Annotated in this window: 27 protein-coding genes; 7 read left to right on the top strand and 20 right to left on the bottom strand. The window is 67.8% G+C overall.

The annotated features are described in order from the left end of the window. Positions 1-14: 14 nt before the first annotated feature. From scpB to AC3ANX_RS07505, 6 genes are all read right to left on the bottom strand, one after another. A complete protein-coding gene (scpB, locus tag AC3ANX_RS07530; RefSeq protein ID WP_488336373.1) occupies positions 15-605 on the bottom strand; it encodes an SMC-Scp complex subunit ScpB in 591 nt (196 codons plus the stop codon). Then, entirely contained in the window at positions 602-1,330 is a 729-nt protein-coding gene (locus tag AC3ANX_RS07525) for a segregation and condensation protein A (protein WP_488336372.1), read from the bottom strand. The genes scpB and AC3ANX_RS07525 overlap by 4 nt, the downstream gene beginning before the upstream one ends. Before the next feature lie 112 nt (positions 1,331-1,442). Continuing rightward, positions 1,443-2,450 (bottom strand): glycoside hydrolase family 3 N-terminal domain-containing protein, encoded by a 1,008-nt coding sequence (locus AC3ANX_RS07520; RefSeq protein ID WP_488336371.1) that lies wholly within the window; start codon positions 2,448-2,450, stop codon positions 1,443-1,445. Between the two features lie 85 nt (positions 2,451-2,535). Further along, positions 2,536-3,255, bottom strand: a complete 720-nt coding sequence (locus tag AC3ANX_RS07515; RefSeq protein WP_488336370.1) for an SPOR domain-containing protein — start codon at positions 3,253-3,255, stop codon at positions 2,536-2,538. Further along, entirely contained in the window at positions 3,255-4,982 is a 1,728-nt protein-coding gene (argS, locus tag AC3ANX_RS07510; protein WP_488336369.1) for an arginine--tRNA ligase, read from the bottom strand. The genes AC3ANX_RS07515 and argS overlap by 1 nt, the downstream gene beginning before the upstream one ends. Before the next feature lie 55 nt (positions 4,983-5,037). After that, entirely contained in the window at positions 5,038-5,424 is a 387-nt protein-coding gene (locus tag AC3ANX_RS07505) for a YciI family protein (protein ID WP_488336368.1), read from the bottom strand. A 201-nt stretch (positions 5,425-5,625) separates the two neighbouring features. On the opposite strand from AC3ANX_RS07505, the gene AC3ANX_RS07500 reads away from it, so the two are divergent. Continuing rightward, complete coding sequence (locus AC3ANX_RS07500) at positions 5,626-5,913, top strand: hypothetical protein (RefSeq protein ID WP_488336367.1); 288 nt, start codon at positions 5,626-5,628, stop codon at positions 5,911-5,913. Positions 5,914-5,978: 65 nt separating this feature from the next. Here the strand turns inward: AC3ANX_RS07500 and AC3ANX_RS07495 are convergent, their stop codons facing one another. The 13 genes from AC3ANX_RS07495 to AC3ANX_RS07435 form a co-directional block, all read right to left on the bottom strand. After that, positions 5,979-6,419 (bottom strand): hypothetical protein, encoded by a 441-nt coding sequence (locus AC3ANX_RS07495; RefSeq protein WP_488336366.1) that lies wholly within the window; start codon positions 6,417-6,419, stop codon positions 5,979-5,981. Positions 6,420-6,476: 57 nt separating this feature from the next. Then, a complete protein-coding gene (locus AC3ANX_RS07490) occupies positions 6,477-6,758 on the bottom strand; it encodes a DUF427 domain-containing protein (RefSeq protein WP_488336365.1) in 282 nt (93 codons plus the stop codon). A 69-nt stretch (positions 6,759-6,827) separates the two neighbouring features. Continuing rightward, positions 6,828-7,604 (bottom strand): type I methionyl aminopeptidase, encoded by a 777-nt coding sequence (gene map, locus AC3ANX_RS07485; RefSeq protein ID WP_488336364.1) that lies wholly within the window; start codon positions 7,602-7,604, stop codon positions 6,828-6,830. A gap of 1 nt (position 7,605) precedes the next feature. Beyond that, positions 7,606-7,812, bottom strand: coding sequence for a ParD-like family protein (locus tag AC3ANX_RS07480; protein ID WP_488336363.1), 207 nt, complete (start codon positions 7,810-7,812; stop codon positions 7,606-7,608). A gap of 57 nt (positions 7,813-7,869) precedes the next feature. Then, entirely contained in the window at positions 7,870-8,217 is a 348-nt protein-coding gene (locus AC3ANX_RS07475) for an ArsC family reductase (protein WP_488336362.1), read from the bottom strand. After that, positions 8,214-8,636: a GNAT family acetyltransferase gene (locus AC3ANX_RS07470; RefSeq protein ID WP_488336361.1), complete on the bottom strand. Its 423-nt coding sequence runs from the start codon at positions 8,634-8,636 to the stop codon at positions 8,214-8,216. The genes AC3ANX_RS07475 and AC3ANX_RS07470 overlap by 4 nt, the downstream gene beginning before the upstream one ends. Next, positions 8,633-9,103, bottom strand: coding sequence for a GNAT family N-acetyltransferase (locus AC3ANX_RS07465; protein ID WP_488336360.1), 471 nt, complete (start codon positions 9,101-9,103; stop codon positions 8,633-8,635). Before AC3ANX_RS07465 ends, AC3ANX_RS07470 begins: the two co-directional genes overlap by 4 nt. A 112-nt stretch (positions 9,104-9,215) precedes the next feature. Beyond that, complete coding sequence (locus tag AC3ANX_RS07460) at positions 9,216-9,629, bottom strand: hypothetical protein (RefSeq protein WP_488336359.1); 414 nt, start codon at positions 9,627-9,629, stop codon at positions 9,216-9,218. Between the two features lie 81 nt (positions 9,630-9,710). Then, the gene (locus tag AC3ANX_RS07455) at positions 9,711-10,133 is read right to left on the bottom strand and encodes a DUF1810 domain-containing protein (RefSeq protein ID WP_488336358.1); all 423 of its coding nucleotides are present in this window, start codon (positions 10,131-10,133) and stop codon (positions 9,711-9,713) included. Continuing rightward, a complete protein-coding gene (locus AC3ANX_RS07450; protein WP_488336357.1) occupies positions 10,130-11,767 on the bottom strand; it encodes an FAD-dependent oxidoreductase in 1,638 nt (545 codons plus the stop codon). Before AC3ANX_RS07450 ends, AC3ANX_RS07455 begins: the two co-directional genes overlap by 4 nt. A gap of 93 nt (positions 11,768-11,860) precedes the next feature. After that, on the bottom strand, positions 11,861-13,171 hold the full coding sequence (locus tag AC3ANX_RS07445) for a chloride channel protein (RefSeq protein WP_488336908.1): 1,311 nt from the start codon (positions 13,169-13,171) through the stop codon (positions 11,861-11,863). 127 nt (positions 13,172-13,298) lie between these two features. Continuing rightward, the gene (locus AC3ANX_RS07440) at positions 13,299-13,937 is read right to left on the bottom strand and encodes a glutathione S-transferase family protein (RefSeq protein ID WP_488336356.1); all 639 of its coding nucleotides are present in this window, start codon (positions 13,935-13,937) and stop codon (positions 13,299-13,301) included. Positions 13,938-13,981: 44 nt separating this feature from the next. Continuing rightward, positions 13,982-14,857 (bottom strand): dienelactone hydrolase family protein, encoded by an 876-nt coding sequence (locus AC3ANX_RS07435; RefSeq protein ID WP_488336355.1) that lies wholly within the window; start codon positions 14,855-14,857, stop codon positions 13,982-13,984. Between the two features lie 104 nt (positions 14,858-14,961). Between AC3ANX_RS07435 and AC3ANX_RS07430 the strand changes: the two genes are divergently transcribed. From AC3ANX_RS07430 to glpX, 5 genes are all read left to right on the top strand, one after another. After that, on the top strand, positions 14,962-15,756 hold the full coding sequence (locus tag AC3ANX_RS07430; protein WP_488336354.1) for a TonB family protein: 795 nt from the start codon (positions 14,962-14,964) through the stop codon (positions 15,754-15,756). A gap of 51 nt (positions 15,757-15,807) precedes the next feature. Beyond that, positions 15,808-16,473, top strand: coding sequence for a pyrimidine 5'-nucleotidase (locus AC3ANX_RS07425; protein WP_488336353.1), 666 nt, complete (start codon positions 15,808-15,810; stop codon positions 16,471-16,473). Next, positions 16,470-17,294 carry a 2,3,4,5-tetrahydropyridine-2,6-dicarboxylate N-succinyltransferase gene (dapD, locus tag AC3ANX_RS07420; RefSeq protein WP_488336352.1) on the top strand — a complete coding sequence of 275 codons (825 nt, stop codon included), beginning with the start codon at positions 16,470-16,472 and terminating at the stop codon, positions 17,292-17,294. The genes AC3ANX_RS07425 and dapD overlap by 4 nt, the downstream gene beginning before the upstream one ends. Next, a complete protein-coding gene (locus AC3ANX_RS07415; protein WP_488336351.1) occupies positions 17,294-18,055 on the top strand; it encodes a glutaminyl-peptide cyclotransferase in 762 nt (253 codons plus the stop codon). The genes dapD and AC3ANX_RS07415 overlap by 1 nt, the downstream gene beginning before the upstream one ends. Before the next feature lie 92 nt (positions 18,056-18,147). After that, positions 18,148-19,113: a class II fructose-bisphosphatase gene (gene glpX, locus AC3ANX_RS07410; protein WP_488336350.1), complete on the top strand. Its 966-nt coding sequence runs from the start codon at positions 18,148-18,150 to the stop codon at positions 19,111-19,113. Positions 19,114-19,374: 261 nt separating this feature from the next. Here glpX and AC3ANX_RS07405 read toward each other — a convergent pair whose 3' ends face one another. Beyond that, positions 19,375-19,872 carry a GNAT family N-acetyltransferase gene (locus tag AC3ANX_RS07405; RefSeq protein WP_488336349.1) on the bottom strand — a complete coding sequence of 166 codons (498 nt, stop codon included), beginning with the start codon at positions 19,870-19,872 and terminating at the stop codon, positions 19,375-19,377. An 88-nt stretch (positions 19,873-19,960) separates the two neighbouring features. On the opposite strand from AC3ANX_RS07405, the gene AC3ANX_RS07400 reads away from it, so the two are divergent. Next, a complete protein-coding gene (locus AC3ANX_RS07400) occupies positions 19,961-21,820 on the top strand; it encodes a CocE/NonD family hydrolase (protein ID WP_488336348.1) in 1,860 nt (619 codons plus the stop codon). The last annotated feature ends 47 nt before the right edge of the window (positions 21,821-21,867 follow it).

Genomic DNA, 21,867 nt, shown 5'->3' with positions numbered 1-21,867 from the left:
ACAATTCTATTACTCTAGTCCTCTTCCGAACGCTTTGCCACCTCGTTCGTGTCCGTCTCCATTTCGAGCGCGAGATCGACCGGATCGAGCAGCCCGGCGGCACGCAAGTCCTCGAGCCCGGGCAGGTCGCGCCGGCTGGCGAGGCCGAAATGGGCGAGGAACTCGGGCGTGGTCGCATAGAGCAGCGGCCGACCCGGTACTTCGCGCCGCCCGGCCGGGCGCACCCACCCCGCCTCCATCAGCACGTCGATCGTGCCCTTGGAAATCTGCACGCCGCGAATCGCCTCGATCTCGGCGCGAGTGGCGGGCTCGTGATAGGCGATGATCGCCAGCGTCTCGATGCCGGCGCGACTGAGCTTGCGCGGCTCCTCACGATCCCGGCGGAGCAGGTGCGCCATGTCGGCGGCGGTCTGGAAGTGCCAGCGATCGCCGCGCCGCACCAGTTCGATGCCGCGCCCGGCGTACTCTCCCGCAAGCCGGTCGAGCGCGGCGCGGACGTTCGCGTCGGCACCGACATGGGCACGGATCGCGTCGAGCGTCAGCGGCTCGGTCGCGGCGAACAGCACCGCCTCGACCGCGCGGGCGAGATCGTCCGGCGGGCTCACGGAAGCGCGCGCAGGTAGAGCGGCGCGAACGGAGATGCCTGCTGCAACTCGACGCGCCCTTGCCGCGCCAGTTCGAGCGCGGCGAGAAACGAGGAGGCGAGCGCCGACTTGCGGAACATGCCGCTTGCGCTGTCCGGCAGAAAGCTCTCGATCACCGCCCAGTCCAGCGTCGCGCCGACGAGGCGCGACACCCGGTCGAGCGCCGCCTCCAGCGTCATCACCGGGCGATCGGCGACGATGTGCATCACCGGCCGGGTCCGCGCGCTGATCCGTCCATACGCCGCGATGAGATCGAAGATTTCGGCCTGCCACAAAGCCTTACGAACGGTTCTCAAGCCTTCGGGCGAACCGCGCGCGAACACGTCGCGTCCAACCCGGTCACGCGCCATCAGCCGCGCGCCGGCCTCGCGCATCGCGTTCAATCGTTCGAGGCGGAGTTGCAGCCGCAGCGCGAGTTCTTCAGGAGATGGCTCGATCTCCGGATCGCGCGGCAGCAGCAGGCCGGATTTGAGATACGCCAGCCACGCCGCCATCACCAGATAATCCGCGGCCAGTTCGAGCCGGATCTCACGCGCCTGCTCGATGAAGGTGAGGTATTGATCGACCAGCGCGAGGATCGAAATCTCGCGCAGATCGACCTTCTGGTTGCGCGCCAGCGCCAGCAACAGGTCGAGCGGCCCTTCCCAACCGTCGAGATCGAGCGTGAGCGTTTCGGGCTCGGTCATCGTCCAACGCCCGGAGCGTCACCCCAGCGAAAGCTGGGGTCTCCCGGTGACAGCGCGCGCCCTTCCCACAAAGACCCCAGCGTTCGCTGGGGCGACGTAGGGGTTGGGCCGATCACGCCAGCGCCAGCAACGCGTCGCGCTTGGCGATCAACTCGGCGAAGTCCGCGCCGCTTTTGCGCCCTGCGACCGACGCCATCGCGCGATCCAGCCGCGCACGCGACACATCCGACATGTCGTCGAGCCGCCCGACGATCTCGACCATCTCGTCCATTCGCCCCCAGCAATCGAGCACCACGTCGCACCCGGCCGCGATCGCGCCCGCCGCCTTCTCGCCCGCCGTACCGGACAGCGCCTTCATGTCGATATCGTCGGTCATCAGCAGGCCGTCGAACCCGATCTGTCGGCGGATCACCTCCTCGATCACCACCGGCGAGAGCGTCGCCGGGCGCGCGGCGTCCCAGGCGTCGAACACGATATGCGTCGTCATCCCCATCGGCGCGGCAGCGAGCGTGCGAAACGGTTCGAGATCGACCTCCAGCGCGGCCGCGTCGGCGGTGACGCGCGGCAGTTCGAGGTGGCTGTCGACCAAAGCGCGACCATGCCCCGGCATGTGCTTGACGACACCGACCACGCCGGCCCGCGCCAGCCCGTCGAGGATCGCGCGCCCCATCGCCGCCACCCGCATCGGCTCGCGCCCGAGCGCGCGAATCGCGATGATCTCGGCGGTGTCGGGTTGCGCGACGTCAAGCAGCGGCCAGCAATCGACGTTGATGCCCACCTCGGCCAGCATCACCCCCGTCGCCTCGGCATGGGCGCGCGCCGCTTCGATCGCGGAGATCGGCGCGATTTCGTACAAAGCGTCGAACGCCGGCCCGGCCGGGAACGCGGGCCACTCGGGCGGACCCATCCGCGCGACCCTGCCGCCTTCCTGGTCGATCAGGATCGGCAGGTCGTCACGCCCGGTGAGCGCACGCAATTCATTCGTCAACGCAAGGACTTGCGCCCGATCCTGAATATTGCGTTTGAACAGGATGAAGCCGACCGGCGCGGCTTCGACGTAGAACCGACGTTCGTCGTCGGTAAGGGTGAGGCCGGACAGGCCGAAGATGACGGGCTTCATGTCCGCGGCATATCAGCCGAGCCGGCCGAGTGCCACCACCCTGAACCGTTCGTGCCGAACGGCACAAACGGTTCGACATCGATCTTCAATCCTTGGCGACGAAACACGCCTCGCCCGCGACCTTCAGCTTGCCGCACAGTTCGCTCGCCTGGCTCGCGCTGCCGGCGTTGACGCGCAGCCGGTAGGTGGTGCGCCCGCCGACGTCTGCGACCTGCACCGACTTGCCGAGCGGCGCGAGATAAGTGATCCGCGCCGACAGCTTGCTCCATGCCGCGTTGGCCGCCGCCTCGGACGGGAACGCGCCGAGCTGAACGAGCGCGCCGCCGCCGGTGCCGTGCGCAATGACCGGGGTGGCGGTCTTCGCCTCGAGCTTGCCGTGCGACGGCGGCAGCGCGACCACCGCCTTGCTCGCGCCGGCACCTTCCTTGACGGTGGGCGCGGCCTTCTTGCCGATGATCGGCGCCTCAGGCAGCGCTTTCACGTTGATCGAGCTGTTGCCGGACCCTGCGCCGTTGCTCGTTGCGATCGCGCTGTCGCCCTCGCCCTCTACCTTGAGACCGCCGGGCTCGTCGGGCTTGACCTTGTAGTCGCCCTCCTGCGCAGCGATCAGCGCACCGTTGCCGCCGGCATCGCGCGCGTTGCGGATCAGCTGATAGCCGAGGATCGCCGCCGCGATCACCGCAAGCAGCGCCGCCACCACCAGCGCGATATGCAGCGCCGATGGCCCTTCATGATAATCGTCGTCCGCGGTCTCAAGCCACGGCAGCCGATCCTCGTCGTTCGAATCGATCTTGCCGGAGGTCATCACTTCATCTCCTCGACCGCCTCAACGCCCATGATGGCGAGGCCGTTGCGAATGATCTGCCCGATAGCGTCGGCGAGGAAAAGCCGCGCGCAGGTGATCGCGGCATTGTCGGCGATCAGGAAACGCCGCTCGGGACGGTCGTTCCCGACATTCCACAGCGCATGAAGCGCCGCCGCCAAGTCATAGAGATAAAAGGCGATCCGGTGTGGTTCGCGGGCCGCTGCCGCCGTCTCGACGATACGCGGAAACTGCGCCGCGAGCTTCACCAGCGCCAAGTCCTCCGTGTCAAGTTGAGACAGGTCGACCGAATCGCACGCGATTTGCGCCTCCGCCGCACGCCGCCGTAGCGAGGCGATCCGCGCATGTGCGTACTGGACGTAGAACACCGGATTGTCCTTCGACGCCTCGACCACCTTGGCGAAGTCGAAATCCATTTGCGCATCCGCCTTGCGGGTGAGCATGGTGAAGCGCACCACGTCCTTGCCGACTTCGCGCACGACGTCAGCAAGCGTGACGAAGTTACCGGAACGCTTGGACATTTTCACCGGCTCGCCCGCGCGCAGCAGCCGCACCATCTGCACCAGCTTGACGTCGAAGCGAGTCTTGCCGCCGGTTAGCGCCTGCACCGCCGCCGTGATGCGCTTGACGGTGCCGGCATGGTCCGCGCCCCAGATGTCGATCAGCGCATCGGCGCTTTGCGCCTTCTGGAAGTGATAGGCGAGGTCCGCGCCGAAGTACGTCCACTGGCCGTTCGACTTCTTGATCGGCCGGTCCTGATCGTCGCCGAACTGGGTCGAGCGGAACAGCGGCAGGACGACCGGCTCCCAATCCTCAAGCTCCTGCCCCTTGGGCGCTTCGAGCACGCCGTCGTAGATCAGCCCGCGCGCGCGCAGCTCCGCCTCGGCCGCCTCGGGCTTGCCTTCAGCCTGCAACTCGGCCTCGGACGAGAACAGATCGTGATGGATGCCGAGCAGCGCGAGATCGGCACGGATCATCACCAGCATCGCCGCGACCGCCGTCTTGCGGAACAATACCAGCCATTCGCTCTCGGGCGCACTTACGAAGCGGTCGCCATAGTCGGCCGCGAGCTGCTGACCGACCGGGATAAGATAGTCGCCCGGATACAGCCCCTCGGGGATCGCGCCGACATCCTCGCCCAGCGCCTCGCGGTAGCGCAGGTGCGCCGAGCGCGCGAGCGTATCGACCTGACCGCCGGCATCGTTGACGTAATATTCGCGGATCACCTTGTGCCCGGCGAACTCGAGCAACGCGGCGAGCGCATCGCCCACCACCGCGCCACGGCAATGCCCCATGTGCATCGGACCCGTCGGGTTGGCCGAAACATATTCGATATTCACGGTGGTGCCCCGCCCGGTGGTCGAGCGGCCGTAATCACCGCCTCCATCGCGGATCGCCGACAGTTCGGCACGCCAACTGTCGTCGCTCAACTTCATGTTGATGAAGCCCGGCCCCGCGATCGACACGTCCTCGACCTCGTCGAGCTTACGCAGCTCGGTCGCGATCTTCTCGGCCAGCGCGCGCGGGTTGGTGGCGGCCGGCTTGGCCAGCACCATCGCCGCATTGGTGGCGAGATCGCCGTGGCTGGCGTCGCGCGGCGGCTCGACCGTGACGGGCGCGCGGTTGAGCCCGGCGGGCAAGTCTCCCGCGGCAACGAGCGTGTCGAGCGCCGCGTCGAGATGCGCGGCGAAACGGGCGTAAAGGGTCATGTCGGGTCCGGTCGTATGAAGCGAGCGCGGGCCTTAGCCGAATGCCGGGCGGGGTTCAAATCGCGGGTCGGGCGGGGTCGTCCGGCAGCAGGTCGGCCAGTTCGTAGAACGGGCGGATCTCGATCTCGCTCGGGCCGGGCATCGGATTGGGGCAGCGCTTCACCCACGCGATCGCTTCGTCCATGTCGGCGACCTCCCAGATCCAGAAGCCCGCAACCTGCGCGTCCGGGTGCGCGAATGGCCCCGTGGTTTCGCGACGCTCGGCCCCATCGAACCTGATCCGCACACCCTGTGTGGTCGGTTTCAGGCCGGCGGCGGCTTGCAGGATGCCCGCCGCGACGAGCTGCTCGTTGAACTGGCCCATTTCCGCGAGCGCTTCGGGTTCGGGCAACAGCCCACTTTCGCTATGCTGCGTGGCTTTGACCAGCACCATCACGCGCATCGACCATCTCCTTACCTCGACGCTTCGATAAACCCGGACCGTCGCCAAACCACGTCAGCCGCGCGGGCTGGCGTTCGTTTCGTGCAACCGGTCGCGCAACTTTTGCGGTTGGCGGATTTGCTGCACCGCAATATCACTCGTTTCGACAACAGAACATACAGGATGCTGATCTGGCTTTCGACCCAACCGAAAGGAAAGATCATGACGAAGACCCTCCTCCTCGCCGCCACGCTTCTCGCCGCCGTTTCGACCCCCGCTCTGGCCGACACCGCGCCGCAGCACACCTTCACCCGCGATGGTGATACCTATGTCTATACGACCCAGCAGGTCGCCGATCGCACGATCATCTCGGGCCGCGTGCTCAACACCGGCGACACCTTCCGCCTCGCTGTGCATGGCAACCGCGTGACCGGTTACACCGGCCGCCGCGAAGTCGCTTTCGACGTGCCCGCCGCCTCCGCGAAGGCGCTTGCGTCGAGCGCCAACTGATCGCCTCCCGCGACTGAAACGCCACCCCGCGAGTCCTCGCGGGGCGGCGTTTTGCCGTCGGCTGTTCACCGTGCCCAGCCCCGGCGCACCGCGTAGCCGGACAGCCAGAGCGCGCCGATCGCGATCGCTGCGATCACGACGGGAAACGGCACCACCGTCCAGAAGCCCTTGTGCGCGACGATATCGGTTGCCGAAAACAGGTAGCCGAACTGGATCACGACAGCGATCAGCGACAGCGCGAGCAGCGGACGCCCGATCGCCGAGCGTGCCAGCAGCGCAACGCCGCCGAGCAGCGCCGCACCGACCGCCACCGCGTAGCAGCCGTTATACCAGCCCGGCAGCGCTGCCATCAAGGCGCGGTCGTACTCGGTCGCGCCGGCAAACGCCGCCGCGCCGAGGCGGATCTGGAGATAACAGAACCAGCAGCCGGCCGCGCTCCACAGCGTGAACAGAACGGCGACGCAGCGATACCATAATGGCGGCGACGGTCTGCCGAAGGTTGCCATAGCCTGCGCCTCCTGCTGAGTTGGAGGCAGTCTGCCGCTCCCGTTACGGAAACGCAATCACTCGACGGTGACGCCTTTCCAGAAGGCGTAGCGATCCTTGATCTCGGCAGCAGCGGCCTTCGGATCGGGGTAGAACCACACGGCGTCGGGGTTGCGCTGCCCGTCCACGACCAACGTCTTGTAGCTGGCGGTGCCCTTCCACGGGCAGATCGTATGCGTGCCGCTGTCCTCCAGGAGCGCCGGATCGACCGCGTCCGCGGGGAAATAGTGATTCCCCTCAACGACGACAGTGTCGTCCGACTGCGCGATCACGGTTCCGTTCCAGCGGGCGGTCGGCATGCGGCAAGTCCTTGTGTGGCGGCTTCTTGCCACAGATAGGAACGCGCGTGCCGGCGTTCCAGCGTCCGCTCACGCGCGCGCGCGCATCCCGGTCTCGTCGCCGCGCAACGTCAGCACCTCGACTCCAGTGCCCGTCACCGCGACGGTATGCTCGAACTGCGCCGACAGTTTGCGATCATCGGTGACGACGGTCCAGCCGTCCGCCTCGGTCGAGACCTTGCGCGTGCCCTGGTTGAGCATCGGCTCGATCGTGAAGACCATGCCTTCGCGCAGGCGCAGCCCGCTGCCGGGCTTGCCGAAGTTGCGCACCTGCGGCTCCTCGTGCATCTCGCGGCCGATGCCGTGGCCGCAATAGTCGCGCACCACCGCATAGCCGTGCTTCTTGGCATGGCGTTCGATCGCATGGCCGATGTCGCCGAGATGCGCGCCTGGGCGCACCTGGCGGATGCCCTGCCACATCGCCTCCTGTGCGACCTTGACCAGCCGCCGCGCGGCCGGGGCTGCGTTGCCGACGATGTAGGTCTTGCTCGAATCGGCGATGAAGCCGTTCTTTTCGAGCGTGATGTCGAGGTTGATGATGTCGCCGTCGCGGATCACCTCACCCGTGTCGGGCACGCCGTGGCAGACGACATGGTTGATCGAGCAGTTCAGCACATATTTGAAGCCATACTGCCCCTTGCTCGCCGGCCGCGCGGCGAGATCCACGGTGATGAAGCGGTCGACCAGATCGTTCACCGCCATGGTCGACATGCCGGCGAGATCCTGCGCATCGAGCATCTCGAATACCGAGGCGAGCAGCTTGCCCGACACGCGCATCAGCGCAAGCTCGTCCGCGGTCTTCACCATCTCAGGCGCGTACCGGGCCGGCTCGCCCGACGTGGCTCGCCGCATATTGCGCCTCGACGATCTCGTTGAACGACAAGGTCGGATGCGCCTCGGCGAGCATGCCGATCTTCATCCAGAACTCGGCCTGCGCGTTGATCGAGCGGCACATCACCGTGCTCGCGCGGCGCGCCTCCTCATGCAGATCGTCGCCGATCTTGACGATGCCCATTACCGTTGCCTGCGCTTGTTGAACATACGATCCGTATATGGACCGTGTGGCGGCTGGTCAACGTAGATCGGCCGCCGCATAGGCATCGGGCTTGAACCCGGCGAGCAGCGTCTCGCCATGTTGAAGCACCGGCCGCTTTATCATCGAAGGCTGCGCGATCATCAGGTCGATCGCCTTGTCGCGGGTGAGATCGGCCTTGTCGGCATCGGGCAGCTTTCGGAACGTGGTGCCCGCACGATTGAGCAGCGCCTCCCAGCCGAGCGCATCGCTCCACCGTTCCAGCGTGGCGCGGTCGATTCCCGCCTTCTTGTAATCGTGGAGATCATAGGCGACCCCGTGCTGGTCGAGCCACGTCCACGCCTTCTTCATCGTGTCGCAATTGCGGATGCCGTACAGCGTCGTCATGGTTTCTCCACCCCGTTGAGGAAGCGCCCGAGCGTCACCGCGCCCTGCGTCGCGTAGCCGAGCGTCGCGTAGAAGCCGAGCGCCGTCGCGTTGCCCTCGCGCACCATCAACTGCACCTTGGGCGCGCCACGCTCCGCCAGCCAGTCTTCCGCCGCTGTCATCAGCGTGCGGCCGATGCCGCTGCGTTGCCGCTCGGGCGCGACGGCGAGGTAATAGATCCAGCCGCGATGCCCGTCGAAACCGACCATTACGCTGCCGACGATCGCATCACCCTCGCGCGCAAGCAGCACCGTTGAGGTCGGGTTGCCGAGCGCCAGCGCGAAATCCGCGTCCGGGTCGTTCCATGGCCGCGTCAGCCCGCAGGCGCGCCACAGCGCCACCACGGTCGGCCTGTCCTCCGCGCCTGCCGTGACGATCATACCGGCCCCTGAAGGTGCAGCTTGTAACCGATATGGCTTCGCTCCCACCCTAGTCGCTCGTAGAAACGGTGCGCGTCGACACGGTCGCGCTGGGTGGTGAGCTGCACCATGCCGCACCCGGCGGCGCGGCACCATGCGACCGCCCAGTCGATCAGCTCCGCGCCGAATCCCTGCCCGCGCAGGTCGCTCGCGATCCGCACCGCCTCGATATAACCGCGTGACGCCCCCTTGCGCGACAGACCGGGCAGGACCGCAAGTTGCACGGTCCCCACCACGCGCCCGCCGTATTCCGCCACCGCCAGCAGCATCTTCGGGTCGCGCGCGATCGCCTCGAACGCAGCGACGTAGCCCGGATCGAGCGGCAGGCGAGCATCCTCGCGCGCCGCCCCTTTGATGTCGTCGGCGAGCATCGCGACGATCGCCGGCAGATCATCGTGCGTCGCGGCGCGTACCGCCAACCGGCTCATTCTGCCGCGAACCGGACGACGGCAGCAGCGCTCTTAGCGTTCATGATCCACTCCGCTTCGTAAAGCGCAGCCGATAGCATAGGCGCGCGCGTGCGAAACCCCGCCGCAGCTTTCAGAAGCGGACGAGGATATAGGCGCCGCCGGCCAGCACCACAGCAAGCGCGATGCCGACGAACTGCGCGGTGCGGTTCTGCCTGCCGGTGGACAGTTGGAAGACGCCGTTGACGAGCGCGGCGATACCGAACAGCAGCACCACGCAGATCACGCCGACGAACATTTGCGCTTCTTCACGCGTGCCGTTGAAGTGGGTGGCACCGCCGCCGTCGGGATCCAGCATCAGCGGGACGAAGGTGAGCGCGGCGAAACCGATGATGCCGACGATCGCGCCGCCGCAGATCGTCAACGCCGCGCCCATGCGCCGGATCACGGCGGATCGCATCATCTTGCCGCCACAGGCCGGACAGGCCACCGGATCGCCGGGGACGGTGGTGTTGCACATCAGGGCTTTGCAGGTGCTGGTCGCCAAGGAATCCTCCCGTTACGGTTCCGAGTTTCGCGACCTCTTTTCTGTTATGCGCGCACAGCTAAGCCGCGCCGGGCGGCAAGATCAAGCGTCGATCCGCGCCAGCGTCGCGGGATCGCGTGTTCCCCGGAACCACCGGTCGAGCGCAGCGGCGAACAGCGCGCCGCCGCCCGCCGCCTCGAACAGCGTCAGCGAGGAACGCAGCTTAATCGCGTCGATGCCGCCGAACACCGCCTCCGGGTCGGCGATGGGAAGATCCTGCAACGCCGCGACGATCTCACGCAGTCTCGCGCCGAGCAGCGGATGCGCGAGATAGGCGCGCGCCTCGTCGAGCGACCGGATCGCATAGGTTCGCGCCATCCCGCTCGACCCCAGCCCGGCGATCTGCGGGAAGATGTACCACATCCAGTGGCTGCGCTTGGCGCCGCGCCGCACCTCGGCAAGCGCGGTGGCGTAGCTGTCCGCCTGCGCCGTCACGAACCGTTCGAGATCGTGCGCGTCGCTCATTGGCTGAGCATCGCGTGGATCTGCGCGACCACCGCCGCGCCCTCGCCCACCGCCGCAGCGACGCGCTTGGTCGATCCCGCGCGCACGTCGCCGATCGCGAACACGCCGGGCAGGCTGGTCTGGAGCGGCAGCGCCGACGCGCCGGTGACGATGAAGCCCTTGTCGTCGGTCTCGACGCAGCCGTCGAGCCAGCCGGCGTTGGGGTCCGCGCCGATGAACAGGAACAGGTGGCGCAGCGCGCAGCGTTTGGTCTCGCCGGTTTTGCGATCCTTGAAGATGGCGGCGCGCAGGCCGCTCGCACGGTCGCCCTCCAGCCCGACCACTTCGGAGCCGACGTGGATCGTCACGTTGGGCAGCGCCGCGATCCGGTCGATCAGATAGCGCGACATGGTCTCGCGCAGATCGCGGCGCACGACGAGATCGACATGCTTTACTTTGCTCGCCAGGAACACCACCGCCTGCCCCGCCGAGTTGCCGCCGCCGACCAGCGCAATACACTCGCCTTCGCAGAGCTTCGCCTCGATCGGCGACGCCCAATAGGACACGCCGTCGCCATCGAACGTCGCGAGATTGTCGATCGCCGGGCGGCGATAGCGCGCGCCGCTCGCGACGATGACGCTGCGCGCCTGAAGGCGACCGCCGTTCGCGAGCACGAGTTTGAGCGGATCGCCCGCCGCGTGGCTGGCGGCGCAATCGAGCCGTTCGACGCCGAGCGGGATCGCCACCTCCACGCCGAACTTGAGCGCCTGGCTGAACGCGCGGCCGGCCAGCGCGCGGCCGGAGATGCCGGTCGGGAAACCGAGATAATTCTCGATCCGCGCCGATGCCCCGGCTTGCCCGCCGGTCGCCCGCTCGTCGAGCACCACCACCGATAGCCCTTCCGACGCCGCATAGACCGAGGCCGCCAGCCCGGCAGGCCCCGCCCCGACGATCGCCACGTCGTAGAGCGTGTCCGGGTCGAGTTCGGGCGTCATGCCGAGGCAGGCCGCCGCTTCGGCATCGCTCGGGCGTTTGAGGATCGTGCCGTTGGGACAGACCATCAGCGGCAGTTCCTCGGGCAGCACGCCGATCCGCTCGACCAGCGCATGCCCCTCTCCGTCCGACGCGGCATCGAGCACGAGGTTGGGATAGCCGTTGCGCGTGAGGAAGCCTTGCAGCCGCACGATCTCCGCGCTGCCCGGCACGCCGATCAGGATCGAGCCCGCGCCGCCCTCCTCGATCAACCCGACGCGGCGCAGGATCAGCGCGCGCATTACGATCTCGCCAAGATCGGCCGAACCGACCATCAGCGCGCGCAGATGCGCCGGATCGAACGGCAGCGCGGTGCAGCCTTGCGCGCCGGCATGGCCACCGGCGATGGTCGGGCGGCCGGACAATTGCGTCACCTCGCCGCTGAACTGGCCGGGCAGATGTGCGGTGATGCTCGCGTCGCGGTTCAGCCCGTCGCGGCGCGTCACGTCGATCGATCCTTCGAGCACCAGCCACGCCGGCGCATCGGTATCGCCGATCTCGTACAGCGCCTCGCCGGGCGCGAACGTGCGCGCGGGGCCACTGGCGAAACGGCGCGCGACCTCGATCTGCGCCGGATCGAGCGTGGGGAACATCTGGTGGCTGCGCGTATCGAGCGTGCTCATGGTGCGCGACCATCGGGCATGTCGGGGGGATTCGGCAACCGTTAGCTTGTCCCGGCGCTGGATTGTCCGCCCGGTCGCGACCGTTATTCGCGGTTACTGCGTCGCCGGCACGGCTGCATCCTCCGCCTTCACCGGCGCAGGCTCGAGGAACCCGCGAGACAGGCCGTGGTACAGCCGTTCGCGGCACATCACCGAACTGACGCCATCGGCGATCAGCGCGGTGGCGAACAGCGGCAGGATCATGCCCCGGCTTGCGGTCGCCTCGCTGATGATGATGACGGCGGTCAGCGGCGCGCGTACCACGCCGACGAAATAGGCGACCATGCCGAGCGTCACCACCGCACCGCCCGGATCGTTCGGGAATGCCGCCGCGACGAGGTGGCCGATCCCCGCCCCCACCGCGAGCGACGGCGCGAAGATGCCGCCGGGCGTGCCGCTGAGCGTCGTCGCCAGCGTCGCGATCGCCTTGGCCGGGCCGAACCACAAGGAGCCGTCGCCGCCCTCGACGAGATGCTTGGTCGCATCATAGCCGGTGCCCCACACCTGCCCGGCGGTGACGATGCCGAGCACCGCCACCACGAGGCCACACCCGGCCGAGAACAGCACCGGACGCGACCGCAATCGCTTCAGCAACGGGTGCGACGGCGACGTGAAGGCGAGCACGACGCGGCTGAACAGACCACCGCTCACGCCGCCGACCACGCCCGCGACCGGACAGATCAGCAGCACCGAGGCGAGCGACAGCGTCTGCCGCATCTGCCCGAAATACACATAATCGCCCGCGATACCGAGGCTGACGAGGCCCGAAATCATCACCGCCGCCATCACCAGCACCGCGACGCGCTGTTCGTAAGCCGAGGCAAGCTCCTCGATCGCGAAGGCGACCCCGGCGAGCGGCGTGTTGAACGCCGCCGCCACGCCTGCTGCGCCACCTGCGATCAGCACGCCGGCGGTGATTGGCACGCGCAGCAGCTTGTGGACCGCGATCATGATCGCCGCGCTGACCTGCACCGTCGGCCCCTCGCGCCCGACGCTCGCGCCGGCGAACAGCATCGCCACCGTCATCGCGATCTTGGCGAAGGCGGTGCGCAGCGACACGAGCGGGCCTTGCGAGGATCGTTCGGGCGTGCGGCTGGCGGCGATCACCTGCGGAATGCCCGATCCGCGCGCCTGCGGCACCCAGCGCAGCGTCGCCCAGGTGATGCCCGCGAAGATCGCCGGGCTCGCCAGCAAGGGCGCATAGGGCCAGCGCGCGACGCCTTGCGCGAACAGATGCTGCGCCCAATCGCCGGCTCTCGCGAACAGCAGCGCGACCAGCCCGAGCAGCACCGCGCCGATGCCGGTCGCGATCCGTCGCCGAAACACACCGAGCGGCAGGACGAGGCCGTCCTTGCGCACGCGCATCCAATTGGTGACGTGCTGCCGCACCGCGAAAACCGAAGGTCGCTTCATGCGATGCCGTGTGGCAGATGACCGCCGGGGGCGCCACCCGCGCGCCACGAAATGCCGTGAGCGCGTCCGGGCGGCAGCGTCACCCCGCGTCCGCCTCAGCCTTCGCCGCCGCGATCAGCGCATCGTCGATCGCCGACGCCCGCTTGAACGCGTCGCGCGCATAGACACGCTGCGAATAGGCGACGAACGCGGGTCGCGCTTCGAGCATGCCGAACTGGAGCATGAAGCCGATCTGCGACCCGACATAGACATCGGCGGCGGTGAAGGTGTCGCCCGCCACGTAGGTCTTGCCCGCGATCGCGGCTTCGAGCGTGTCGACCGTCTGTTCGAAGCAGCCGTAACCCGCCATGCGCTTCTGCCGCTCGTCGGGCTCGACTCCCATCGACTTGTTGGTGAACGCCTGTTCGACCGGACCCGCCGCAAAGAACAGCCAGCGGTAATAGTCCGCACGCCCGGCCGGCGGCGGCGCCAGCCCCGCGTCCGGAAATGCATCGGCGAGATAGGCGCAGATCGCCGCACATTCGGTGACGACCTTGCCGCCGTGGACGATCGCCGGCACCTTCCCCATCGGGTTGATCGTCAGATAGTCGAGCGCCTTCATCGAGGAAGCGTAATCGAGCACTACCGTCTCATATAGCGCGCCGACCTCCTCGAGCATCCAGCGTACCATCCGCCCGCGCGACATCGGGTTGGTATAGAAGATCAAATCTTTTGCCATCATCCGCCCCCTCGAATCAGAACATCAGTGGAACACGCGCCCGCTCAGCCGTCAAGATGCGCGTGCAGGAAGGCAAGCGTCCGCTCCCACGCGAGCGCCGCCGCTGCGGCATTATAACGATCCCCCGCGGTGTCGTTGTTGAAGGCATGATCGACGCCCTCATACGTATAGTCGGTCACGTCCTTGCCCGCCGCCTTCAGCGCGGCGACCCATGGCCCGGCGGTGGCGGCGACGCGCGTGTCCTTGCCGGCATAATGAAGCAGCAGCGGCGCGGCGACCTTGCCCGCCTCGGCCGGATCGGGCGCCGGGCCGTAGTAGGCGACGCCTGCCGCCAGCGCATCGCCCGCCGCGACCGCGACGCGGTTGACGAGCGCGCCGCCCCAGCAGAAGCCGACGACGGCGACCTTGCCGTTGCCGCCGGTGCGCGCGCGCATCGCCCCGATCGAGCCGACCGCCTCGCTGGTGATCGCGGCGAGATCGGCCTTGGCGATCATGTCGCGCGCCTTGTCCTCGTTGGACGGGGTTCCGCCCTGATCGCTCAGCAAATCGGGCGCGACCACGCTGAAGCCGGCAAGCGCGAGACGGCGCGCGACATCCTCGATATGCGGCGTCAGCCCGCGATTCTCGTGGAAGACGATGACGCTGCCGAGCCCGGTCTTGCCCTTGGGCGCGGCGAAATAGCCGGTCAGTTGCCTGCCCGGGCCGACGCCATACGCCTCCCGGACGATATCGAGCGACGGATCGGCGGGGTCGCTGATCGCGGCGGCGGCGGGCGATGCGGCGATGCCGGCGATGGCCAGTTCGGCCGCCGCGACCGACCCGGTCAGCGCCACCATATCGCGCAACAGTGCGCGGCGGTCGCGGTGTTCGTGGGTAAAGGCGTCGTACAGCTGGATCGCGCGGTCGCGAAAGTTGGTCATGGCGCAGGGCTCCTGAACGAATCGGCTGGACGAACGATAGCTCCGGCGCGTTACAGCGGCAAAGCCGGGAACCCTACGGCACTTCACGAGGTTGGCACGCGGCGATGACGACATACCGGGCCAGCAGCGACAGGAAGATCGGCGCCGCCATCGCGGCGGCGGTGTTGCAGGCGGGATTGGGCTTCCTGCTGGTCAGCGGTTTCACCGTGCCGATCTCGCACGCTGTCGACAACGATCTGAAGCTGTTCGGCGTCGCACCCCCCGCGCCGCCACCCCCGCCGCCGCCGCCGCCGCAACCGCAGCCGCAGCCGAAGCCGACGCATCACAAGGCGGCCGCCGCCGCACCGCCCAACCGGAAATCCAAGGCGACCGAGGTGGTCGCGCCGCCGCCCAATATCCCGATGCCGGTGCCCCCGCCGGTCGTCGCCGCGCCGATCGCCGCCAAGGGCACGCAGGCGACCTCGGGCGCGGCGAACAAGCCGGGCATCGGCACCGGTGCGGGTGGTGTCGGCCAGGGCACCGGCAGCGGCGGACAAGGCGACGGCGATGGCGGCGGCGTCGCCGAGGAAGCCTATCAGGTCAGCGGGCGCATCCGGGGCTCGGACTATCCGCGCAGTGCGCTGCGGGCACGGGTCGGCGGCACCGTCTATGTCAGCTATTATGTCGAGGTCGACGGCCATGCCACCGGCTGCGTCATCCGTCGCAGCAGCGGCAACCCCGATATCGACACGACCACCTGCAATCTGATCGAGCAACGCTACCGCTACGCGCCGGCACGCGATGCGCGCGGGCGCAAGATCCGCTCGCGCGTGGAGAATCAGGATCACACCTGGGTGGTCGGCCACGACGATGACGACAGTGGCGACCGCGACCGCCGCGACGATCGCGATGACCGTTAACCCGCGCCGCCGCCTTGCCCCCTGCCCGCCGTCGCCCTAGAGCGGCGCGTAATGCTCGCCCGCCTCACCCATGTCCGCAACTGGATCTTCGATCTCGACAACACGCTGTATCCGGCGAGTGCGGACCTGTTCAGTCAGATCGACGCGAAGATGACCGGCTATATCGCCCGGCGCTTCGGCGTGGAGCGTGACGAAGCGTACCGGATGCAGAAGCAGTATTTCCTCGGCCACGGCACCACGCTTGCCGGGCTGATGGCCGAGCATGAGGTCGATCCGCACGCGTTCCTCGACTTCGTCCATGATGTCGAGATGGACGTACTGGAGGAGAACGCACCGCTCGCCGCCGCGATCGCCGATCTGCCGGGGCGCAAGATCGTCTTCACCAATGGCGAGCGCGGCTATGCCGGGCGCGTGCTCGAACGGCTTGGTCTGTCGCAGACGTTCGAGGCCATTCACGACATTCACGCGATGGACCTGATCCCGAAGCCGCAGGCGTCCGCTTACGCCGGGCTGTGTGCGGCGTTCGGGCTCGATCCGGCGCAATCCTTGTTCGCCGACGACATGGCGCGCAACCTCGCGCCCGCCAAGGCGATCGGCATGACGACGGTGTGGGTCGATAACGGCTCCGAACAGGGTCACGACGCCGACCGCAGCTTTATCGACTTCACCTGCGCCGACATCACGCACTGGCTGCATGACATTCTGGAGGACCAATGAGCGACGACCTGCAAACGACCATCGAGGCAGCATGGGATGCGCGGGACACGATCGGCTTCTCGACCGGCGCGCCGGTGCGCGACGCGGTCGAGACCGCGCTGAACCTGCTCGACAGCGGCAAGGCGCGCGTCGCCGAGCCGCAGGGCGACCGCTGGGTCGTCAACCAGTGGCTCAAGAAGGCGGTGCTGCTGTCGTTCCGGCTCAACGACAATGCGCTGGTCGATGGCGGCGCGGCGGGCGCGCCCGCGTTCGACAAGGTGCCCTCCAAGTTCGCCGGTTGGGGCGAGGCGGAGTTTCGCGCCGGCGGTTTCCGCGTGGTGCCGGGCGCGGTCGTGCGGCGGGGCAGCTTCATCGCCAAGGGCGCGATCCTGATGCCGAGCTTCGTCAACATCGGCGCCTATGTCGGTGAAGGCACGATGGTCGACACCTGGGCGACGGTCGGTTCGTGCGCGCAGATCGGCCGCAACGTCCACCTGTCGGGCGGCGCGGGCATCGGCGGCGTGCTGGAACCGCTTCAGGCCGATCCGGTCATCATCGGCGACGGCGCGTTCATCGGCGCGCGCGCGGAAGTGGCCGAGGGCGTGCGCGTCGGCGAAGGCGCGGTGCTGTCGATGGGCGTGTACCTCGGCGCATCGACCAAGATCATCGACCGGGCGACCGGCGAGGTCCATATCGGCTCGGTGCCGCCCTATGCTGTGGTCGTTCCCGGCTCGACGGGCGGCGGCGACGGCAAGCCCGCTTTGTATTGTGCGGTGATCGTCAAGCGGGTGGATGCGCAGACCCGCTCCAAGACCAGCATCAACGAGCTGCTGCGCGACTGATGCGCACCTTCGGCCTCGCCGCGCTGCTGTGCCTCGCCGCCGCGCCGGCGCTGGCCGATCCGTTGCCGCTCGACGCGGCCAGGGTGATCGCCACCTACCCGCACGATCCCCGCGCCTATACCGAGGGGCTTTTCTACCGCGACGGTGCTTTGTTCGAGAGCACCGGCATGGAGGGCAGTTCGAGCATCCGGCAGGTCGATCTCAAGACCGGCACGGTGCGGCGCAGGATCGCAACGGCCGCGTCCGAATTCGGCGAGGGCATCGTCGACGTGGGCGACCAGATCGTCAGCCTGACGTGGAAGAACGGCCACGGCTATCGCTGGAGCCTCGGTGGGTTCAAGCGGCTCAGCACGTTCCACTATACCGGTGAAGGCTGGGCGCTGACCAAGGATGCGCACAATCTCATCATGTCGGACGGAACGCCGGTGCTGCGCTTCCTCGATCCGAAAACGCTGCGTGTGGTCAAGCGGCTCAAGGTGACGGCGGACGGCAATCCGGTCGCCAATCTCAACGAGCTGGAATATGTCGACGGCGAGATCCTCGCCAACGTGTGGATGACCGATATCATCGCGCGGATCGATCCGGCGAGCGGGCATGTGCTCGGCTGGATCGACGTCAGCGCGCTGACCAAACAGGCCGATGCCGGCGGCGGCGATGCGGTGGCGAACGGCATCGCCTGGGACGCGAAGGGCCGGCGGCTGTTCGTGACGGGCAAGAACTGGCCGGTGCTGTTCGAAATCGCACCGCCGCACACAAAATAGCGGCCGTCGCGGATCAAGAATCCGGCGCGCCCGCCTCGACAACGTCTCTCACGCTGCCTATCCGCAGGGCACATCATTAGGGGAAATCACGTATGTCGACCGTCAGCAACGTCCTGGACCGCGTCCTCGTCCTCGAAATGGTCCGCGTGACCGAAGCGGCGGCGATCGCCTGCGGCCCGCTGATCGGGCATGGCGACGAGAAGGCGGCGGACGCGGCGGCGGTGGATGCGATGCGCACCGCGCTCAACGAGCTTTACATGGACGGCACGGTCGTGATCGGCGAGGGCGAGCGCGACGAAGCACCGATGCTCTACATCGGCGAGAAGGTCGGCTCGGCGATCGGCAAGGGGCCGAAGATCGATATCGCGCTCGACCCGCTCGAAGGCACCACGATCTGCGCCACCGCCGGCCCCAACAGCCTCGCCGTGCTGGCGATCGCCGAGGAAGGCATGCTGCTCAATGCGCCTGACGTGTACATGGACAAGATCGCGGTCGGCCCGGGCTATCCTGACAACATCATCGATCTCGACAAGTCGCCGAGCGAGAACGTCAAGGCGCTCGCCGCCGCCAAGGGCGTCGATCCGTCGAAGATCATGGCCTGCGTGCTCAACCGCCCGCGCCACGAGAAGCTGATCGCCGAGCTGCGCGCGCTCGGCTGCGGCGTGATGCTGATCGGCGACGGCGACGTGGCGGGCGTGATCGCCACCACCAATCCCGATACGAACATCGACATTTACATGGGCTCGGGCGGCGCGCCTGAAGGCGTGCTGGCGGCGGCGGCGCTGCGCTGCGTCGGTGGTCAGTTCAAGGGGCGGCTGCTGTTCCGCAACGACGACGAGCGCGCCCGCGCGGCCAAATGGGGCGTGACCGATCTCGACAAGCAGTACGACCTGACCGAGCTCGCCAAGGGCGACTGCATCTTCGCGGCGACCGGCGTGACCGACGGCTCGCTGCTTGCCGGGGTGAAGCGCAAGGGCGGCGTGCTCACCACCGACAGCGTGGTGATGCGCGCCTCCTCGGGCACGGTACGCTGGGTGAAGGGCGAACACCGCATCTGATACGCCGTCGCCCCGGCGACGGCCGGGGCCGCAGCGTGTTAGGGCGTAACGCTCGCGCGTAGGTGGCTTTGATTGAGGCCGGGACGAGCGCCGATGGGGCGACCGTCTCGCCAACGTATGCAGCGGCCCCGGCCTTCGCCGGGGCGACGGGCGCTCCCCTCATGCGTCACCCCAAGAAAAGCTGGGGTCTCCCGCGGCGGAGCGCGCGATCCGCACGGGAAGATGCCAGCTTTCGCTGGCATGACGTGTTTGGCCTCCGCCTCAAACACTCCGCTGCATGAACAGCACGTCGAGCGTCCGCCCGAACTTCACCCCGACCCCGTACAGCCGCCCCACCTCGCGAAACCCGAGTCGCGCGTGCAGCGCGACCGAGGCGGGCTCGGGCCCGCCGATCACCGCGATCATCTCGCGGAAGCCCGCCGCCGGTGCCGCTGCGATCAGCCCGCCGAGCAACAGCGTGCCCACGCCCATACCGCGCGCGCTTTCGGCGATGTAGATGCTGTCCTCGCACGCCACCCGGTACGCCGCACGATCCCGGAACTGCGCCGCGTAGGCATAGCCGATCACGGCTCCTTCCCGCTCGGCGACCAGGAACGGCCAGCCGCGTGCGACGATCCCGGCGATCTTCTCCGGCCATGTCGCCGGATCGGGAACCTCGGTGTCGAACGTGCCGGTGCCGTGCAACACATGGTGCGCATAGATCGCCGCGATATCCGCCGCATCGTCGAGCCGAACCGGCCGACACGCGATGTCCGTCATAACGTCCCCCTTCTGATAACCACTTGGCACCGCTTTACGCACGCGCACCGCGACGGCTAGGGTCTCGTTCAAACGGGGAGAGACTGCAATGCGCCTGACCATCCTGACGCTGCTCGCCGCGGCCGCCCTGCCCGCGCTGGTCGCGGCACGCCCGCAGGCGGCACCCGTTGCAGGGGCGGCGCAGGAGGCGCCCTTCACGTTCGAGAAGATCATGGTGCCGATGCGCGATGGCGCGAAGATGGAGACTGTCGTCGTCCGCCCGCGCGGGCGGAGCGGGCCGCTGCCGATCCTGCTCCAGCGTACGCCCTATGGCGTGCCCTCGGCCGCGCCCGGAAAGGTGCCGCCGTCATGGGCCTCGCTGGTCAAGGATGGCTATATCTTCGTCTTTCAGTCGATGCGCGGGCGCTTCGGATCGGACGGGCAGTTCACGCTCTCCACCGCCGTCCACCCGAACGACCCCAGGGCGACCGACGAAGCGACCGACGCTTACGACACGATCGAATGGCTGGTGAAGAACCTGCCCGACACCAACGGCAAGGTCGGCATGTGGGGCGTCTCCTATCCCGGCTTCGCCGCCGCCGTCGCGCTCGTCCGCCCGCATCCCGCGCTCAAGGCGGTCAGCCCGCAGGCGGCGTGGATCGATTACTGGCAGAACGACGATCTCCACAGGAACGGCGCACTACGGCTGAGCTACACCGCCGACTGGGTGTCCTCGCTCCAAGTCGACAAGACGCAGAACAAGCCGTTCGATTACGGCAATGTCGACACCTACGAGTGGTTCCTCGCGCTCGGCGCGGTCGAGAACCTCGACAAGCTCTACTTCAAGGGCAGCGTGCCGATGTTGAACGCGCTGCTCGATCACCCCAACCACGACAGTTTCTACACCAGCCAGAACTGGACCGCCGCGCTCGGCAAGACGACGGTGCCGACGCTCAACGTCGCCGGTTTCTGGGATCAGGAAGATCCGTGGGGAAGCTGGCAGATCTACGCGAAAGAACAGGCCAACGACCCCGATCACCTCGCGCAGATGGTGGCGGGGCCATGGGCGCACGGGACGTGGCAGGGCAAAATGGACATGCTCGGCAACATCCCGCTCGGCCGCGACACCGGCGCCGAGTTCCGCGATCAGATCCAGGCACCGTTCTTCCGCTACTGGCTGCACGGCACCGGCGAGCGGCCGAGCTTCGAGGCGAAGATGCTGCAATCGGGCTCGAATGTTTGGAAAACCTACCGCCACTGGCCGCCTTCGGGAGCCACGCCGACGAACCTGTTCCTCCACGCCAATGGCACGCTCGATTTCACCGCCCCCGCCAAGGGTGAGGCGTGCCGCGATTACGTGTCCGATCCCGCCAACCCGGTGCCGTTCCGCGAGCGCCCGATCTCGCCGACCTATCCGCGCCCCGAATGGCGCTGGTGGGAGAGCGCCGACCAGCGCTTCGTCGACCACCGTCCCGACGTGCTGAGCTGGGTGAGCGCACCGCTTGCCGGCGACCTTACCGTCACCGGCAAGCTCGCCGCGACCTTGATGGCGAGCACCAGCGGCACCGACAGCGATTTCGTGGTGAAGCTGATCGACGTGCTGCCGCAGAACTATCAGCAGTTCGACTCTGAGGCCCCGCTCGGCGCGTATCCGCGTCAGCTCAACGGCTACGAATGGCCGATCGCGATGGAGGTACGGCGTGGACGCTTCCTCGCCAGCGACGTGAGTCCCAAAGCGCTCGTGCCGAACAAGGTGGTGGCGTGGGACGTCGCTTTGCGCGACCACGACCATGTCTTCCAGAAGGGCCACCGCATCATGGTGCAGGTCCAGTCGAGCTGGTTCCCGGTGATCGACCGCAACCCGCAGACGTTCGTGCCCAACATCATGCGCGCGCGACCGGCGGATTTCGCGAAGGCGACGCAGCGGGTGTGCGCGGGGTCCAAGGTGACGTTGCCGGTGATGCGGTAGGGAGCGAGCCGCGCCCGCGCAGCGACGCGAACCGCCGGCCGGCGCGG

The organism is Sphingomonas sp. BRN-1R, assembly GCF_057748035.1.
Note: the sequence above shows the minus strand (reverse complement) of the source record. Positions and strands in the feature narration are given on the sequence as shown.